At 31.4% G+C, this 18,473-nt stretch carries 18 protein-coding genes; 2 read left to right on the top strand and 16 right to left on the bottom strand.

The window, feature by feature from the left end; all coding sequences use genetic code 11:
• Positions 1 to 37 precede the first annotated feature (37 nt).
• Positions 38 to 2,527 carry a translocation and assembly module lipoprotein TamL gene (gene tamL / locus FHG05_RS07605; protein ID WP_140997419.1) on the bottom strand — a complete coding sequence of 830 codons (2,490 nt, stop codon included), beginning with the start codon at positions 2,525 to 2,527 and terminating at the stop codon, positions 38 to 40.
• A gap of 101 nt (positions 2,528 to 2,628) precedes the next feature.
• Here tamL and FHG05_RS07610 point away from each other — a divergent pair, with 101 nt between their 5' ends.
• Positions 2,629 to 3,351: a TrmH family RNA methyltransferase gene (locus FHG05_RS07610; RefSeq protein ID WP_140997420.1), complete on the top strand. Its 723-nt coding sequence runs from the start codon at positions 2,629 to 2,631 to the stop codon at positions 3,349 to 3,351.
• Position 3,352: 1 nt separating this feature from the next.
• Here FHG05_RS07610 and porT read toward each other — a convergent pair whose 3' ends face one another.
• The 15 genes from porT to FHG05_RS07680 all read right to left on the bottom strand — a co-directional run bounded on the left by porT (position 3,353) and on the right by FHG05_RS07680 (position 17,094).
• Positions 3,353 to 4,048, bottom strand: coding sequence for a type IX secretion/gliding motility protein PorT/SprT (porT, locus tag FHG05_RS07615; protein WP_140997421.1), 696 nt, complete (start codon positions 4,046 to 4,048; stop codon positions 3,353 to 3,355).
• Between the two features lies 1 nt (position 4,049).
• Positions 4,050 to 4,781 carry a bifunctional demethylmenaquinone methyltransferase/2-methoxy-6-polyprenyl-1,4-benzoquinol methylase UbiE gene (gene ubiE / locus FHG05_RS07620; protein ID WP_140997422.1) on the bottom strand — a complete coding sequence of 244 codons (732 nt, stop codon included), beginning with the start codon at positions 4,779 to 4,781 and terminating at the stop codon, positions 4,050 to 4,052.
• A gap of 33 nt (positions 4,782 to 4,814) precedes the next feature.
• The gene (locus tag FHG05_RS07625) at positions 4,815 to 5,306 is read right to left on the bottom strand and encodes a dihydrofolate reductase (protein ID WP_140997423.1); all 492 of its coding nucleotides are present in this window, start codon (positions 5,304 to 5,306) and stop codon (positions 4,815 to 4,817) included.
• 17 nt (positions 5,307 to 5,323) lie between these two features.
• The gene (locus tag FHG05_RS07630; protein WP_140997424.1) at positions 5,324 to 6,685 is read right to left on the bottom strand and encodes an aldehyde dehydrogenase; all 1,362 of its coding nucleotides are present in this window, start codon (positions 6,683 to 6,685) and stop codon (positions 5,324 to 5,326) included.
• A gap of 71 nt (positions 6,686 to 6,756) precedes the next feature.
• Complete coding sequence (locus FHG05_RS07635) at positions 6,757 to 7,452, bottom strand: DUF547 domain-containing protein (RefSeq protein WP_140997425.1); 696 nt, start codon at positions 7,450 to 7,452, stop codon at positions 6,757 to 6,759.
• A 253-nt stretch (positions 7,453 to 7,705) separates the two neighbouring features.
• A complete protein-coding gene (locus tag FHG05_RS07640) occupies positions 7,706 to 10,150 on the bottom strand; it encodes a zinc-dependent metalloprotease (protein WP_140997426.1) in 2,445 nt (814 codons plus the stop codon).
• An 85-nt stretch (positions 10,151 to 10,235) separates the two neighbouring features.
• Positions 10,236 to 11,015 carry an energy transducer TonB gene (locus tag FHG05_RS07645; protein WP_140997427.1) on the bottom strand — a complete coding sequence of 260 codons (780 nt, stop codon included), beginning with the start codon at positions 11,013 to 11,015 and terminating at the stop codon, positions 10,236 to 10,238.
• Positions 11,016 to 11,032: 17 nt separating this feature from the next.
• Positions 11,033 to 11,485: a class I SAM-dependent methyltransferase gene (locus tag FHG05_RS07650; protein WP_140997428.1), complete on the bottom strand. Its 453-nt coding sequence runs from the start codon at positions 11,483 to 11,485 to the stop codon at positions 11,033 to 11,035.
• Complete coding sequence (locus FHG05_RS18685) at positions 11,460 to 11,627, bottom strand: methyltransferase domain-containing protein (RefSeq protein WP_140997503.1); 168 nt, start codon at positions 11,625 to 11,627, stop codon at positions 11,460 to 11,462. Before FHG05_RS18685 ends, FHG05_RS07650 begins: the two co-directional genes overlap by 26 nt.
• 15 nt (positions 11,628 to 11,642) lie before the next feature.
• Complete coding sequence (locus FHG05_RS18355; RefSeq protein WP_157504201.1) at positions 11,643 to 11,810, bottom strand: hypothetical protein; 168 nt, start codon at positions 11,808 to 11,810, stop codon at positions 11,643 to 11,645.
• Between the two features lie 11 nt (positions 11,811 to 11,821).
• Positions 11,822 to 12,646: a thymidylate synthase gene (locus FHG05_RS07660; RefSeq protein ID WP_140997429.1), complete on the bottom strand. Its 825-nt coding sequence runs from the start codon at positions 12,644 to 12,646 to the stop codon at positions 11,822 to 11,824.
• 145 nt (positions 12,647 to 12,791) lie between these two features.
• Positions 12,792 to 14,453 (bottom strand): NupC/NupG family nucleoside CNT transporter, encoded by a 1,662-nt coding sequence (locus FHG05_RS07665; RefSeq protein ID WP_140997430.1) that lies wholly within the window; start codon positions 14,451 to 14,453, stop codon positions 12,792 to 12,794.
• 13 nt (positions 14,454 to 14,466) lie between these two features.
• Positions 14,467 to 15,096 (bottom strand): bifunctional nuclease family protein, encoded by a 630-nt coding sequence (locus tag FHG05_RS07670; protein WP_140997431.1) that lies wholly within the window; start codon positions 15,094 to 15,096, stop codon positions 14,467 to 14,469.
• Between the two features lie 253 nt (positions 15,097 to 15,349).
• Entirely contained in the window at positions 15,350 to 16,318 is a 969-nt protein-coding gene (locus tag FHG05_RS07675) for an electron transfer flavoprotein subunit alpha/FixB family protein (RefSeq protein WP_140997432.1), read from the bottom strand.
• A 29-nt stretch (positions 16,319 to 16,347) separates the two neighbouring features.
• Positions 16,348 to 17,094, bottom strand: a complete 747-nt coding sequence (locus tag FHG05_RS07680) for an electron transfer flavoprotein subunit beta/FixA family protein (RefSeq protein WP_140997433.1) — start codon at positions 17,092 to 17,094, stop codon at positions 16,348 to 16,350.
• Positions 17,095 to 17,491: 397 nt separating this feature from the next.
• Between FHG05_RS07680 and FHG05_RS07685 the strand changes: the two genes are divergently transcribed.
• Positions 17,492 to 18,469 carry a pyruvate dehydrogenase complex E1 component subunit beta gene (locus FHG05_RS07685; RefSeq protein WP_140997434.1) on the top strand — a complete coding sequence of 326 codons (978 nt, stop codon included), beginning with the start codon at positions 17,492 to 17,494 and terminating at the stop codon, positions 18,467 to 18,469.
• Positions 18,470 to 18,473 lie beyond the last annotated feature (4 nt).

An 18,473-nucleotide genomic window follows, 5' to 3' on the forward strand; every position in this document is an offset into this window, starting at 1 on the left:
TGTTTAATATAATTTACAAAAATAATAATTTAAAAAATTAGAATGGGTAATTAATTCCAAAATTTAAGACAGTTTTACTAAAGTTTATATCTTTAAACCATCTTTCACTTTGTTCTTTTGCAGGATTGTATGCTTTGTAACCAAAATCGATTCTAAAGACAAAGAAATCAAAATCATATCGCAACCCAATTCCAGTTCCTACAGCTATGTCTTTTAAGGATTCAATGCCATTGAAGGTATACGATTTGTCTTCCACATTGTCAAATACATTCCAAATATTTCCTGCATCTACAAAAAGACCACCGTTTATCTTACCCACTATATTGAAACGGTATTCAACACTGGCTGCTAGTTTTAAATTGGCCTCATTGAAATCATTAATACCGCCACTACTTCCAGGACCTAATCCATAGGCTTGCCAACCTCTATTGTCATTGGAACCTCCAGCAAAATAACTACGTGAAAACGGAATAGAATTGGCATTGCCATAAGGAATTGCAATTCCGCCAAATGTTCTAAAAGCTAGAATATTTTTTTTGCCTAAATCCCAGTGTTTGATTAAATCGACTTCTCCTTTTACATATTGCGCATATTCAATACCAAAAAGAGTTTCATTGCCATTATCACTTTCAGGTTGTGGCACTTGTTTGGCAAATAAGCTGACTAAATTTCCTGCCGATTCAATTTTAGCTTTAATAGCATAAAATGTATTATCTAGAAAGCCTTTTCGGGTATTTTTATTGTAGGTAAAAGCAGAGGAAACAATCAAATTGTTTTCAATTAAACGTTTTCTTCTTTCTCCAATACTTCGTATTGAATTAAAGTCAGAAGATTGGTTGTTAATTGGAATGGAACCATTTAAAACAGCATCAATAAAACCTACTGCACTTGTATTGGTTAAGTTTCCAGTGCTTGGGTCTAAATACGTTCCTGTTGTATCATACACTTGAGCTAAATCGTTCAATCGGTTGTAAGAAGAGTTATACACATTGAAATAGTTGTCGATATTTAAATTACGAACAAATTGAATGTTTAATAAATCATAACGAATAGTGGTGTCGTCTTTAGGTAACCAATTGTAATTGATGATGCTAGTGAAATTTTCTTTATCTAATCCAATATTTTTTTGATTGGTTAAACCAAAGCTCATCTGTGTAGTAGGAAGCATTTCCTTTTTAATGATGCTAGTGGTTTTAAAAGGGAAAAATATTCTTGGAAACGTAAGTTTTACATCGGCTCCGTATTCAGAAAGATTGAAGAAAGTACCGTTTGGATTAGGTAAATCTCGAGAGGAACCAATATTACCTCGTGTTGAAATTTCTAAGGTTTCGGCTCTTCTAAAAAAATTTCTAAAAGTTAAGGAAAGATTTCCAGTAATACCAAAATCTTGAATATTGGAATGATTGAAATCAATAGAAGCATTTAGATTTTTCTTTTTTAATGGAATAAGATAAATATTGGCTACCAAATCATTTTCATCCTCTGTGGAAAGATCTTCTATATATTCAATATTAGGAAAATTAAATACTTTTAAGTTACTTAATGATCTGGATGTTAGGGTTTTGTCGTTGTCGCTAAAATAATTTCCTTTTTCAATAAAAATGGCATCAGTAATAGCTTTAGGTTTATAATTTAACTTTCCAATGGAATAAATATTATAATTATTATAAACAACACTGTCACTTATTTTATATTTTCCTTTTTTTATAGGACTGTTGGTGAAAATATTTACTTGACTGATTTTATAAATCTTAAAAGGAGTCTTAACGAGCGTATCACCTCTTTTAATTTTTCGGTCTTCAATATCGTATACAATGTCTATGTTAGTATCTTTTTCACTCGTAATTACATCATATCTCACATGGTTGACTTGAAAATCGTAAACCCCATGATTTCTAAAATAGGTTGTCAATCGCGTTCTTTCTGCATCAAACTTTTCATCGTTAAATTGTTCCCCTTTTTTGATTAAAGAGCGTGGTTGTGTTTTTACAAATAGGCTGTCTAAAGCTGGAGTTTCAATGCGTTTGGAAATGCTATCGATAATATATCCTTTTCCTGTTTCTACATGATAGGTAATTTCGGCTCTTTTTACACCTACAGAATCGACTTTTGCAGTTACTTTGGCATCAAAAAAACCTTGATTGCTATAAAAACCTTGTAGTCTATTTTTGGTTGTACCAATTTTAATAGAATCAATAATAACAGGCGCTTCGCCAGTTTTTTTTAAGAAGCGACTTAATCCAGATACCAAAAATGATTGGCTTAATCGATCTACTTGCTTATTGGATAGAATTTTGGCTAGATTTTCTCTTCTATTGGGTTTTCTTTCCAACCAAGCGTAATAAAGAGAGTCAGGATTGTCTTTGGCAATATTGTAGAGGCCTAAACGCAATGGAAATCCAAGAAGTTTCCCATTTGGTTTTTGACTGATTAGACTTTCGACTCTTTCGTTTTTAACAACAGTATCATTGGTTATGACAGTGTTCTTCGTTAAGAGTTGTTTGCCGTCTGGAACTTTTTTTACCATCGAACAAGAGTAAAATAAGGTGCCAGTTATAAATATAAATGCTATTTTTGGAAAAATTTTTTTCAATTCGATTAATATAGTTAGTCAAAAATACAATTTTTATGCTTAGTAAAAACCAAATTAAGCTTATAACGAGTCTGCAACAAAAAAAATATAGAAAGCAGTACCAATTATTTTTTGCCGAAGGTAAAAAAGTAATTCAAGAGTTCCTAGATGCTAACTATGAATTACACAGTTTATTCACTACAACTGATTTGTTTTTGTCGGTTGATACAAACAAAATTCATACCATAACGGTTGGTGAATTGAAGAAAATAAGTGCACTAACTACTCCTAATTCGTGTTTGGCCATTTTTAAAATTCCGAAAGAAAAAAGAACAACTCCTAACGGGTTAATTTTAGCTTTAGATGATGTAAGAGATCCAGGGAATCTAGGGACAATTATTCGACTTTGTGATTGGTTTGGAATCGAAACGCTTTGGTGTTCAGAAGAAACAGTAGATATTTATAACCCTAAAGTGGTGCAAGCGACTATGGGATCTCTAAGTAGAGTAAATGTTTTGTATACGAATTTAGAAAAAAAATTAAGCGGAATTCGTGTGCCAATTTATGGTACTTTTATGGATGGTAAAAACATATATGAAGCCTCTCTTTTAAAAGAAGGCGTTATTGTAATGGGTAATGAAGCTAATGGAATTTCTCCTTCCATTGAAGCCTTGGTTACTCAAAAAATTGCCATTCCTAGGTTTGGTAACTTACAACAAACTGAAAGTTTAAATGTGGCAACCGCTACAGCTATTATTTTAAGTGAATTTAAAAGGTAAATTAGTGGAATGTGAAATTAATAAAGATACCTCTTGTTTTCATGGATTGAACATTTCCAGTCCAGGGACTATCAGGTGTGTTGTCTCGTATTAATTCATCGTTCATGCTAAATACACCACGAATGGATGGAGAAAACTTGAAATATTCCAAATATAAGTCTATACCAAACCCTACTTCATAAAAATTAGACCATTTTTTCATTCTAAAACGATCATTGAAGTTGTCATCAGGTGCTTGTGAATTACTTCCTAAATTTAAAGCTGTCGAAAGTCCTCCCACTAAATAAGGTCTAATATTTCCAGCACGTTTTGCGGAGAATTTAAGTAATAAAGGGAAATAAATATAAGTTGATTTTACTTCTCTTAAAGCATCAACAGGATTGTCTATACCTGGAAAAGTTAAATTTCTTTGTGTAATGTAAAGTCCTGGTTCAAATCGTAAATCTACATGGTCAATTATTCGTAAGTTTCCAACTAAACCAACATTAAAACCAATTGTAGTTTGTGTTGAAACGTCTTCAGCGGGTTGTAAATAATCAAATTTAAAATCCAAACTATTAAAACCTAAAAAATAACCCCAATGTACTTTCTGTTTGTCGAAATTTTCGAGATTAATAATTGGATCTTTTCCAAATAAACCACCTTGAGCAAAGCTAATAGTGGTAGTTAGTAACAATAAAATTAAACTTTTTTTCATACTATTTCTTAGATGCATGATAAATTGTGGCAACTCCAAAGGTTTGAGGCAAATGCTTTACATCTATAAACCCAATTTTCCTTAAAATATTGTTCAAAGCTTCTCCAAAAGGGAAAATATTAGCAGAATCCGATAAATATTTATATGCTACTTTGTCTTTAGAAAATAATTTTCCAATGAGTGGTAAGATAAATCGAGTGTAAAAAGCGTATCCTTGTTTGTATGGGAATCGGGTTGGGACAGAGGTTTCTAAAATAACAAAAATCCCATTTGGTTTTAAAACGCGAAGTATTTCTGCAAGTCCTTTTTCTAAATTTTCGAAATTACGTACACCAAATGCTACAGTTATGGCATCAAAATAACTGTCTGGATAAGGAATATTTTCGCTATCACCTAAAACCATAGTGATTTTATGATCTAGTTTTTTTTCGTTAATTTTTTGTTTGCCAATTTCAAGCATTCCCGCTGAAATGTCTAAACCAATTATTTCTTTAGCATCTGTTTTGGTCATTAAGATGGCCAAATCACCCGTTCCTGTAGCAATGTCTAAAATGGTCTCCGGTTTGGTGTTAGCTACTAATTGTAATACTTTTTTGCGCCAAGAAACATCTATTCCAAAAGAGATAACCCTATTTAAACCGTCATAATTCGTGGCAATCGCATCAAACATTTGTGCAACTTGCTCTTTTTTGCCTAAATCTGAATCTTTGTATGGCGTTATATTTTTTGACATGATTTTAATTATATGGTTCGCAAAAATACGAATTTAATTTTCATTTCTACAGTAAGTAAGGTAGGTAAAATCATAAAGGTGTTTTTCATCTTTCGAATGAAATTCTTCTGCAATTAACTGCCAATCTTTAGAGTCAAATTCTGGGAAAAAAGTATCGGCTTCAATGCTAGTATGTACGCGAGTAAGTTCAATTTTATCAGCGATAGTAATAGATTGTTTGTAAATTTCTCCACCACCAATAATGAAATTTTCTTCATCTTTTGGACATTTAGCAATAGCTTCTTTCAAACTACTTACTACGATACAGTTTTCTGGGACAGTGTAGTTTTTTTGTCTAGTGATGATAATATGAGTTCTATTCGGTAAAGGCTTAGGGAAACTTTCAAAAGTCTTTCTACCCATTATGATGTAATGCCCCGTTGTTAATGATTTAAATCTTTTAAAATCGTCGGGTAAATGCCAAACTAAATCGTTGTCTTTGCCTAAAGCATTATTTTCTGCAGCAGCTGCAATTATGGTTAACATAGTATGTTTGTTTAAGTTTATAATTTCAATAAGAATTTTATTATTTTTAGTTTCTTCAACGAATGTGGGAAATATTTTAAATTCAATTCAAACCAATTGGGTTTTTCTAAAATACTTTTATAGTGTGAAAATGTTCTAAAACCATGTTCTCCATGATATGAGCCTATTCCACTTTCGCCAACGCCTCCAAAAGGTAATTTACTGTTACTGATTTGCATAATTGCTTCATTAATACTTCCACTACCAAACGAAAGTTCGTTCAAGATTCTCTTTTTGGTAGAATTGTCATTTGTAAAAACGTAGCAAGATAAGGGTTTTGGTCTTTGTTTGATCTTATGGATTATATCTGATAAATCGGTATAGGATAAAACAGGTAAAATGGGCCCAAATATTTCATCTTTCATAATGGTATCGTCCTCAGTTATATTGTTTAAGAGGGTAGGTTGTATGTATCGATTCTCAATGTTATGGTTTCCTCCAAAGAAAAGTTTGTTGGGATCAATCAAATTTGTGAGTCGTTTGTGATTCTTTTCATTAATAATTTGAACATAATTTTGATTTTCAAAACTGAAATGAGAAGCTTCAATTTCTTTTTGACAAGCCTTTAAAAAATCAGTTTCTATTGTTTTGTGAACATAGACATAATCTGGAGCAATGCATGTTTGACCAGCGTTTAAGAACTTGGCCCAAATTAATCGTTTAACGGTTGTTTTTAAATCGCAATCTGAAGCAACAATGGCCGGACTTTTGCCTCCTAGTTCTAAAGTTACTGGTGTAAGGTGTTTTGCTGCAGCTTCATATACAATTTTTCCAATAGGAACACTTCCAGTAAAAAATATTTTATCCCATTTTTGATTCAATAAATAAGTTGTTTCATCTACACCACCTTCAATTACATTAAAAAAATTAGGGCTGAAATTTTTATTTATAAGGGTAGCCAATGCACGACTTGTATTTTTAGGTACTTCGCTAGGTTTAAGTATAATGGTATTACCAGCTGCAATGGCTGCAATTGCAGGAGCTAATGAAAGTTGGTATGGATAATTCCAAGCTCCTATAATTAAGGTGTTTCCAAATGGTTCTGGGACTATATAACTTTTAGCTGGGAAATTCACCCAATTAGTACTTACACTTTTAATTTTTGACCATTTCTTAAGATGATGTATCGCTTCGTCTATGTCTTTATACAATAGCCCTAATTCATTAGTGTAGGTGTCAAAAGCTGATTTTTTAAAATCGATATAAATGGCTTCGTATAAAAGAGTTTCGTTTTCCTGTAGGATACTTTTTAATTTTTTTAAAGCCTTTATTCTAAACGATATGGATTTTGTTTGATTGGTATGGAAGAAAAGTCTTTGGTCTTGTATTATTTTTTTCATGAATTTTTGAATCAAAAATGCCTGTTTGAAGATTGTTTCAAACAGGCATTAAGATACTTAATATTTTTGATTTATTTGTATAAATTCCAATCGTAATCTTTAAACTCTAATTTAGTATTATCGTTTATTTTTACTGCAGAATATTTATTGATAAAACCTACCATGTTCATTGGTCCAATAAAATCTGTAAAATACCATTCAAAAATTTTTGATAATTGGCAAGTAGCAGTTCCAATTGTGTTTTGTGAAGCGTCGTTAATATAATTACTAGTTGCTACATCAAGATCATAATCAATACTGTTAGAAGCATAGGCTGTATTTCTTAAATGTGGAGATGAAATAGCAGTTGAATATAATGCAAAATGAATTCTAGGATCGTTCATGGGGCGTAAAATTTCATGCTCGATATGATCTAATGAAATTTTTTCACCATCAAAGTCAATAAACTGCATTTTAAATGGGTCTCTAATATAGTTGATGCTTTTAATTGGATAGTTCTCTACTAATAATTTAATAATATTAGCATTGTAAACATTGATCCAATACGTTTTAACTTCAGCTTCTGACCAACTTTTATTAGGGGAAATTTTAGAAAAATTTTGAGCTATATTTCTAATTTCATTCATGTTTTTTAAAACCTTGTCATAATCTACAACTCCTTTGCTCGATACATGTTTTTTCAGAAAATCGTCATATTCTGAAAAATCAATAACTTGACTAAATCCATTTAAGGTAACAACTAATAATAATAGTAAAATTTTCTTCATAAGATTTTTTTAATAATTTTAATAATTTAAAAAAAACGATTGCAAAAATAGGAAATCTATTTTAGAATTGCAGTAAAAATAAGATAAATTTAATTGATAAATAAAAATTAAATTACTGTAAATCATTATAGTAACTATTTAAACAGTCGTGCTTATTTCATTATTTACAAAAAGTAAGCCAAATTGTAGAAAAATTAATTCTCTTTTTATAAAAACTTTGCTTTTTTAATTATTGCTTTGATTATCAGTTGTATTATTTGGATTTGTTTTCCAAGGTTTTTTCAATAGTATTTAAACTTTCTAAAACATGATATTTAGTTTCTCTATGAGTTACTTGGTTTAAAACCCTTTTCAAATAGGATTTTAATTCTAAAAGTTGACCATACACTAACGATTTAATATCAGATAATTCAGTTTTCATAGTGTTGTCTTTATTTTCATAAATTGAAATTAAATGATTCAAATAGGCTTTTTGAAGATTTCTTTCTGAAATTGAATTCTCTTTAGGTTGTATTGACCAAATGTGATTTCTGGTTTGAGTAAGTAATTCTAAAAGAGTATAATTCTCGGAATTGATATAAGTTGCATCTATTAAACGAGACATTCTTTCTAAACTTAATAAGTTGTTCAAATGTCTTTTTTGGTAGCTTAATAATTTTTGTGCATATTCATCAGGTGTAAATTTATTAAGTAACGATGGGTTAACCAACCAATTTTGGTCCGAAAAAACATTTTTCAATAACCAACTTACAGCCTCTTTTTGCTTTTCTTTTGGAATAACGGAATAAATGGCACCTTCTTGATTCGGTTTCTTTTCAATTTCATCCACTCCGCCCACATAAGTAACTACATGACCAATATAACGACTCCAAACACTTAACAGTTCGCCATATAATTCTTCTAAATCTTCATAATTATTGGTTTGGCTACTCGTCCATTCGGGAAGATTTTGCGCTACAATTTTTAAGTTTTTTATACCATAATCACTCGCTTTCATGGCATTATTGCTTATATCTTCCGTTTGAGAGTAAGGATTAAAATTACTTGATTGTTTTCCAAATTCATACATAGGATTACCTGCTTTTTCTAAAATCCATTGATCTAAAACTGGAATTTCATCTTCTGGTGTGGTTGCATTTGGAATAATTCGATAACCCCAGTTTACAGCATAAGCATCATAAGGTCCCATTTGTCTTATGAAACGAATATTGGTGTCTCCAGGTTGTGCAATATAATTGAATCTTGCATAATCCATTATACTCGCAGAAATTCCATTTAGTTTTGTAAAATTTGGTTTTCTGTAATCTTCTACATTGTAGGCACAACTTGCACTCATATTGTGTGGAAAACCTAAAGCATGTCCTACTTCATGAGCGATAACCATTTGCATCATTTCACCCATTTCTTCATCACTGGTATGTAATGTGCGTGCAGAAGGATTAGCCGCACCTGTTTCTAGAAGGTATCTGTTTCTATACGAACGAAGGTGATTGTGATACCAAATAATATCACTTTCAATAATTTCACCAGTTCTAGGGTCTGAAATACTAGGGCCAATGGCGTTTCTTGTTGTACTGGCTACATAACGAATTACAGAATAGCGAATGTCTTCTGGGCTAAAATCTGGATCTTCTTCTTTTGTAGGTGGGTCTTTGGCTAAAATAGCGTTTTTAAATCCGGCAACTTCAAAGGCTTTTTGCCATTCTTCTACGCCTTTTTTAATATAAGGTCTAAGATTGTCTGGTGTTGCTGGATCTAAGTAATAAATAATGGGTTTGATAGGTTCTACTAATTCTCCTCTTGCATAAGCTTCTGGGTCTTTGGGTTCCAATCGCCATCTTCTGATATACGTTTTTTTGTCCGATTTTAATTCGGTACTACTATAATCGTATTTATTCAATGTAAACCAACCTACGCGAGAATCAAAATATCTAGGTCGCATAGGGTTTTCAGGTAATAATATGAGCGATTGACTCATTTGTACACTAATGGATTCCGTATTTTCTAAAATAGAAGGCTTTGAAGCGTTGTAAGTAAAATCTTGTAAAATTTCTATATTTAAAGGAAAGGCTTTCATATAAGTAATAAAACTTCTGCTTTCGTCTAAATTTTTAACTTTATAAGCTTCTCTTATTCTAGGAGACAAACCACTAATCGCTTTTACATCTGTTGCGAAAAATTTAGTAACATCAATTACAGTTGCGGTAGAATCTTTAGAAAATGCGCTTATATCAAATGAAAATAATGTGATGTCATTATTGTTTGCTTTAACTGAAATGTTGATTGGTAGACTATCATTGGCAATACTATTAGCAGATTTTACTTTAATGAGTAATTTGTCTTCAAAACGATCCCAAAAAATCATTTGTGTATTGGTTTCAGTACCAGCATTTACATAACCTCCTCCAAGACCTTCAGGAACTTTAGCGAATTTACTCACCAAAAGCATGTCTTTATTTAAGAGTTGGTTAGGAACTTCAAAATAATATGTATCGGTTACTTTGTGTATTTTAAATAAACCAGAAGTAGTCTTAGCGTCTTTAGTTATTACACTATTGTAATCCTTTATTTTTCCTGTTTTTTTCTTTTCCGTTGCTGCAGTTATTTCTGGTTTTTGTTTTTGTTTCTTTTTCCAAAATTGTGCAGTACTGCTTTGAAATATGAAAAGTGCTAAAAAAAGTAGAGTAATTTTTTTCATTCGTTTAGGTGTAGTTTTTGCTAAAATACTAAATTGAAAAAAAGGAATGAAATAAGTGTTTTGTTTTAAGAAAATAATAACACAATTATTTGAATCTAAACGTTAATGGTAATCCATAACTTACTCTAACGGGTTCGCCATCTATCATACCAGGTTTAAGTTTAGGTAGTTTACTTATAATGTCTATTCCTGTAAAATGTAAGACGGGATGTGCTTGAGTAACAATAATTTTTTCTACACTGCCATCTTTTTCAATTACAAAATAAACAAAAGTTTTACCAGTAATGTTGTTATTTATAGCATATTCTGGATAAATAAAATTATCTTGGATGTGTTTTGTAATATTTTTGTTGAATTCATTTAATGATTTTTCTTTGTTGGTATTCTTCTTAAAATTACCAAATGAGGGATATATATCCAATTCTTTAATTGCTTTGATAGTGTCTGTTTCTTTTTCAAAAATTGCAGCATTCAATTTTGATACATCAGCATTTGGATACAACTTAAATTTACAAGTTATAAATTCATTTACAGCTTTTTTATTGTTCGAATTTAAGATTTCAACAGATGGAATTTTTTCCAAAAGAGTTGTAAAAAAAGCTTGTAAATCAATATTTTGTTTTTCAATGTATATTAGATTGAATTTCCCAATCGAATCTAATTTCATAGTCATGGTCACTTCTCTAAGACTGTCTTTTTTTGATTTAACAAATTCATAGTTAAATACCGTTATTAGTCTGTTAGTATGATAGGTTAAACTGGATTTTTGTATGCTGTCGAAATTTGAAAAAACATTTGTATAGTCTTGTTCTTGTGAAAATGCAATATTTATAAGTAGGAATAAGATAAGAGTAATTTTTTTCATAAAGTTTTCTAATGAAGTTATTTTTTTACTACAAAAAAAAGATCTAAGCAGTCTTTTGAGTAATTAGCTATGTTGAAATCTTGGTGTGTTATGGAAGAGCAAATGACAGGGTTTTTTTTCATTAATTGAATTCTATTTACTCTGTTGAAAAATTCATAAATGATTTTATATAAAAAAGGCGGAAGGAATCTTCTGATATTGAAAAAATCGAGACGAATTATTTTTAATGTATTTATTTTATTCATTTCGAAATAATTTTCTACTTTTTGATTTCCAAAAATACCATATTCTTTTTCAACTTTAAAGTGTTTCGATTTTAAAATTTTTTTTAATTCAACGTCATTGTATTCTCTTATATGCCAAGGGTTTTTTGTAATGGTTTTTTCTTTATTGGGAGTAGAGAGAATTAGTGTGCCATTAGGTTTTAAAACACGGTATATTTCTTCAAGAAACAAATTGTCTTTTTTCAATATGTTCAATAACGTGAAAGCTTATTACAGTGTCAAAATGTTCGTTTTCAATTTCTAATAAAGGAGGAACCGTTCCGTGAATAAAAGAGTTTTCAGGAAAGTTTTGAATTTGTTCATCAATTAGTTTTTTATTTTTATCTATTCCTGTGTAAGTTGTTCATTTTTTTACTACAATTTCTAAACCTCTCCCAATGCCACAACCAATTTCTAGCACATCACCATGGATATATTCTTTTGCAGAATAGTATCCAAAAAGTAACCTTTGATGAACAGGATTGTCAGATTTAATTTTTGACGAAGTTACTTCTGTACTATAATGTGACATTAAAAATCTAATTAAACAGCTACAGCACCTTTAATATGTGGATGAGGGTCATAACCTTCTAAAGTGAAGTCCTCAAAATCAAAATCAAATATATTTTTGATTTCTGGATTTAATTTCATTTTGGGTAACGGACGACATTCACGAGACAATTGTAACTCTAATTGTTCTATATGGTTGTTGTAAATATGAGCATCTCCAAAAGTATGAATAAAATCACCTACTTGTAAATCACAAACTTGAGCCATCATCATTGTTAATAAGGCATAGGAAGCAATATTGAAAGGAACACCTAAGAAAATATCAGCACTTCTTTGGTATAGTTGGCAACTTAATTTTCCATCAGCAACATAAAATTGAAAGAAAGCATGACAAGGAGGTAAAGCGGCTTTACCATTGGCAACATTTTTAGCAAATGAAATAGAAGTATCTGGTAACACACTTGGATTCCATGCAGAAACTAGCATTCTGCGACTATTTGGGTTGTTCTTCAAAGTTTCTATAACTTCTTTTATTTGGTCGATTTCCTCACTGTTCCAGTTTCTCCATTGATGCCCGTAAACAGGTCCTAAATCTCCATTTTCATCTGCCCATTCATTCCAAATTTTAACGCCGTTCTCTTTTAAATAATTGATGTTAGTATCTCCTTTTAAAAACCATAATAATTCGTAAATGATAGATTTAAGATGTAATTTTTTTGTTGTTACCATAGGAAAACCTTCACTTAAATCGAATCGCATTTGATATCCAAATACACTAATAGTTCCCGTTCCTGTACGATCTCCTTTTTGGTTACCGTTTGCTAATACATGTTTTACTAAATCGTGATATTGTTTCATCTTATTTGGTTAATGGTGAAAGATAAAAGATTATGAGTTGTTTTTATTTAAAAATATGATAAACGAACCAATCTTGCTTTCTAAATTTTGTATAAATATAATTTTTGTTTCAACTATTTCCGCCTTTTTACTTTTGCCTAAAAGTTTACCCAATAATCATTCCTGCTATAGTTGCAGATAATAGTGAGGCAATACTTCCACCAATAACCGCTTTTAATCCAAACTCGGATAAAGTTTTTCTTTGATTTGGAGCCAAAGAACCAATACCTCCAATTTGAATTCCGATAGAGGCAAAGTTCGCAAAACCACAAAGCATATAGGTTGCCATAATTACCGATTTTTCATAGGTAAAATGAATATCGTTCGCTGCGTTTTTTAATTCAGCCAATTGAATATAACCCACAAATTCAGAAGCAGCCAATTTAATTCCTAATAATTGCCCCATCAGCATCATGTCTTCTTGTGCTACACCAATTAACCACATTAGAGGAGAGAAAATAAGTCCAAGTATGGTTTCTAAAGAAAACTTAGAATATGGAGTGTTGTTTGCAATAACAGTATTTAATCCAGACCAGTCTCCAATCCATCCTAAAGTGTAATTAATCATGGCTATAAAAGCAATGAAAACTAACAACATAGCCGCTACATTAGCCGCTAATTTTAATCCTTCTGTGGTTCCGGTTGAAATAGCATCTAAAATATTAGAGCCAATTTTTTCTTTTGAAACTTCTACATTGGTGTCGATCGATTCCGTTTGAGGGTATAGTATTTTTGAAATAACAATGGCACCTGGTGCAGCCATAACTGAAGCAGCTAATAAATGTTTGGCAAATTCTAAGCGTAGTACAGGGTCGTTACCGCCTAAAAAACCAATGTAAGCAGCAAGTACTCCACCAGCTACTGTAGCCATTCCACCTACCATTACGAGTAAGATTTCGGACTTATTCATTTTCTCTAAATAGGCTTTAATCATTAGAGGTGCTTCCGTTTGTCCTAAAAAAATATTTCCTGCTACAGATAAACTTTCAGCTCCAGATATATGAAGTAGTTTGGTTAAAACTTTTGCTAATCCTTTTACCACAATTTGTATTATTCCTAAATAAAATAATAATGAAGTTAGAGCTGAAAAGAAGATGATGGTTGGTAAAACTTGGAATAAAAAGATAAAGCCAAAACTTTCAACATTCATCATTCCGCCTAGAAGAAACTCGCTACCTGCTCTGGTAAAATCTAATACTAAAACAAAAAGGTTGCCTACAAATTCAAATGCAGATTTAACAAATGAAATTTTTAGTACACCAATAGCTAAGATTAATTGTGCAGCTAAACCAATAAAGACGGTTTTCCAGTTAATAGCTTTTCGGTTCGCACTAAACACGAATGCGATAGCTAGTAAGGCGAACATGCCTAGAATACCTCTAGCGATTCCACCAGTAGTTATTCCAGTACTTTTTACTAAAGTATTCGTGGTTTCGGTTGTTTTCTTAATTTTATTTGAAGAGAAAAAAGAATAGGCTTTATCTCCTTTCTTCAAAGTAAGTGTAGAATCGGTTTTAGTTTCGATTACAAAGCGTTTGGTAGGCGAATCGGATCCGTCTTCAAAAAGGAATAAAAACTTATCTTGTATTAAATAATCGCCTTTTTGAAAAAGACTGTCTTTAGATAATTGGAGTTGGTATGTCCCTTCTTTTAATTCTAAGTAATCATTTTTAGAAGTGCCTAATTGCCATTTTTTTTCAATTTCTTGAGCATTTATATTTAAAAAAGTAAATATAAGAGAGAGGCATAAAAATATATTTTTAATCATTCTGGATGTAGTATTAAGATTCTTTTTTAGAGATTTCATCTCTTATTTTTGCAGCTTTTTCATAGTCTTCATTTTGTACAGCTTCTTCTAGCTTATCGTACAATTCTTGTAGCGAAAAGCCGCTGTATTCTTCTTGTTGAGAAACAACTGGGTCATCACTTCCAAAAGTTTCTGGTGTGGATAAAACATCATCGGTTTCATTGCTGTTTTCTTCGTCTTTTGAAGGGTTTATTTTTAAGTAGATACCCGCTTTGTCTAAGATGTTTTTATAAGTAAAAATGGGTGCGCTAAAACGTAGTGCTAAAGCGATTGCATCTGAGGTGCGTGCGTCTATTATTTCTTCAATTTTATCTCTTTCACAGATGATACTTGAAAAGAAAACACCATCTACTAGTTTATGAATGATGACTTGTTTTACAATAATGTCAAATCGATCTGCAAAATTTTTAAATAAATCGTGGGTTAGTGGACGTGGCGGTTTGATTTCTTTTTCCAGAGCTATGGCTATGGATTGTGCTTCAAAAGCACCGATAACGATAGGTAATTTTCGTTCTCCATCCACTTCATTTAAGATGAGTGCATACGCACCATTTTGTGTTTGGCTATAGGAAATGCCTTTTATTGTTAATTTGACTAAACTCATTATGTAATTCGTAACAAGTACTGATTGAATATAAAAACAATACTTAAAGATTATTAAAATAAACTATGATTCTATTTAGCCCTGATGGTAGCGATATCTTTTTATGCGGATGTAGTCTGCATAAAAAATAAAGCGTACAGCAGGAAAATGGTTGGCAAAAATACCAAAAACATTCGCTCAAAAATAAAAAAAAGAGCTATCTAAACAAAGATAACTCTAATTTTAATATAATATATTTTTGAACAATTAAAAATTAAGCATTGTTTGCTTTAAAAGCTTTTAATTTTTCAATTAATTGTGGCACTACTTCAAAAGCATCACCAACTACGCCATAATCAGCTACTTTAAAGAAAGGAGCATCAGCATCTGTATTGATAACTACTTTTACTTTAGAAGAGTTAATACCTGCAATATGTTGGATCGCACCTGAAATACCAATAGCAATGTATAAGTTGGCAGCTACCGGTTTTCCTGTTTGTCCAACGTGCTCACTGTGAGGTCTCCATCCAATATCTGAAACAGGTTTTGAACAAGCTGTAGCAGCTCCTAAAACTGATGCTAATTCTTCAATCATTCCCCAGTTTTCAGGACCTTTTAAACCACGGCCTGCAGAAACTACGATTTCAGCATCTGCAATCGTAACTTTACCAGTTACTTTTTCAATGTTTTCTACTTTTACTCCAAAATCAGCATCGTTCAATGAAGGAGCAAAATCTTCTTCTGTAAGTGAAGTTTCAGATTCAAATAATCCAAAAGAGTTTTTAGCAACTCCTATAACTTTTACTTCAGTATTGATTTCAGTAATGTTGAATGCTTTGTTTGAAAAAGCATTTCTCTTTACTTGGAAAGGACTTGTGCTTACTGGTAAAGCCACTACATTGGAAGCATAACCTGCATTTAAACTTACTGCCACTAATGGAGCTAGATATAAACTGTCTGTCGTAGAAGATAATACCACTAATTTAGTGCTTTCTTTTTCAGCTGCTTGTTTAATTACATCCGCATAAGCCTTAGCGTTAAAAGGACTTAATTTGTCATTAGAAACTTTTAATACTTTAGAAACACCATATTTTGCTAATTCTGTAGCATTCGTTTGGTTGACAGTAACTGCAGTTACAGTTGTGCCCATTGCATCTGCTACTTTTTTTGCATAAGAAGCTAATTCTAATGCTACTTTTTTAAATTTTCCTTCTGCTGATTCAGCATATATTAAGATTGACATGATTCTATATTTTTATGTTAATGGCTAAATTAGATTACTTTTGCTTCGTTATGAAGTAGATTAATTAATTCGTCTAAATTATCTGGACTAATTAATTTAACTGCTGATTTTGGAGCAGGTTTTTCAAATTTAACAGCTTGAGTTGCATTACTGTCGTTTGTTGGTTCGTTAACGGCTAACGCTTTTGAACGTGCCATCATAATTCCTCTCATATTTGGAATTCTTAGGTCTTTTTCTTCTACTAAACCTTTTTGTCCACCAATAATTAACGGTAATGAAGTAGAAAGTGTTTCTTTACCACCATCGATTTCTCTTACAGCAGTAGCTTTATTTCCGTCAATTTCTAAACCTGTACAAGAATTAACAAAATTGTAACCTAATAATCCAGCCATCATTCCAGGAACCATACCACCATTGTAGTCTAATGATTCTTTTCCAGCAATAATTAAATCATAACCTCCTTGTTTTACCACTTCAACAAGTTGTTTTGCTACAAATAAACCATCAGTTGGATTTGCGTTGATACGAATGGCTTCATCTGCTCCAATCGCTAATGCTTTTCTTAATGTAGCTTCTGCATCTGTACCACCTACATTTACAACCGTAACGGTAGCACCTTGCTTTTCTTTAAACCAAACGGCTCTTGTTAATCCAAATTCATCGTTTGGATTGATTACAAATTGAACACCATTTGTGTCAAATTCTGTATCGTTGTTTGTGAAGTTGATTTTTGATGTAGTATCAGGTACATGGCTGATGCAAACTAATATTTTCATTGTTTAATTTTTGAGATTTAATGGCACGAAATTACAAAAAAATGTTTAAAAATACTATGCATGCATAATAAATTTTTAAACATTTTTTATTTTATAGGTGAATATGGTGTTGATCTTAATAATTTTAACAAGAAAAAAGCTTTTTTGTTTCAAATTTAAGTGAAGAGTAGATTCTTGTTAAATACTTACTGTAATCAAATTTGTTTGTTCTAATCCTTAATTCACGTTTTATTTCTCAATTTTTGTTTACGAAAAGGTTATCGTTAATATTAAAATTCTAATATTTGATTTATCGACACGTAATAATTTAATTTTTTCCTATTTTTGCGATTCAATAAATAAATTAAAAGATACAAGGTGTTGTTTTTGCAACATTTTTAAATTTAACATCCATATAATGAAGACAATTCAATTTAGAGAAGCTATTTGTGAGGCAATGAGCGAAGAAATGCGTCATGATGAATCTATATATTTAATAGGTGAAGAAGTAGCGGAATATAACGGTGCTTATAAGGCATCTAAAGGAATGCTTGATGAATTTGGGCCCAAAAGAGTTATTGATGCACCAATTGCTGAGTTGGGATTTGCTGGTATTGCAGTAGGTTCTGCAATGAATGGAAATCGTCCTATTGTAGAATTTATGACTTTTAACTTTTCACTAGTTGGTATTGATCAAATTATCAATAATGCTGCGAAAATGAGACAAATGTCTGGTGGTCAATTTAATATTCCTATTGTTTTTAGAGGGCCAACAGCTTCTGCGGGTCAATTAGCTGCTACGCATTCACAAGCCTTTGAAAATTGGTATGCCAATTGTCCAGGACTTAAAGTGGTGGTTCCTTCTAATGTATATGATGCAAAGGGTCTTTTAAAATCTGCGATTCGTGATAACGATCCGGTTATTTTTATGGAATCGGAACAAATGTATGGAGATAAAGGTGAAGTGCCAGAAGGTGAATACACCTTGCCATTAGGTGTTGCAGATGTGAAAAGAGAAGGTAAAGATGTAACAATAGTTTCTTTTGGTAAAATTTTAAAAGAAGCTTTCATTGCTGCTGATGCTTTAGAAAAAGAAGGAATTTCATGTGAAATTATAGATTTAAGAACCGTTCGTCCTTTAGATTATGACACGGTTTTAAACTCGGTTAAAAAAACGAACCGATTGGTGATTTTAGAAGAAGCTTGGCCGTTTGGAAGTGTTGCTTCTGAAATTACCTATATGGTTCAAGAAAAAGCATTTGATTATTTAGATGCGCCAATTCAAAGAATTACAACTGCCGATACTCCAGCTCCATATTCACCAGCTTTATTAAAAGAATGGTTGCCAAACGCTGATGATCTAATCAAAGCAGTTAAAAAAGTTGCTTACAAGTAAATAA

Origin of the sequence: Flavobacterium profundi (genome assembly GCF_006491645.1) — a bacterium.
GTDB classification, from domain to species: domain Bacteria; phylum Bacteroidota; class Bacteroidia; order Flavobacteriales; family Flavobacteriaceae; genus Flavobacterium; species Flavobacterium profundi.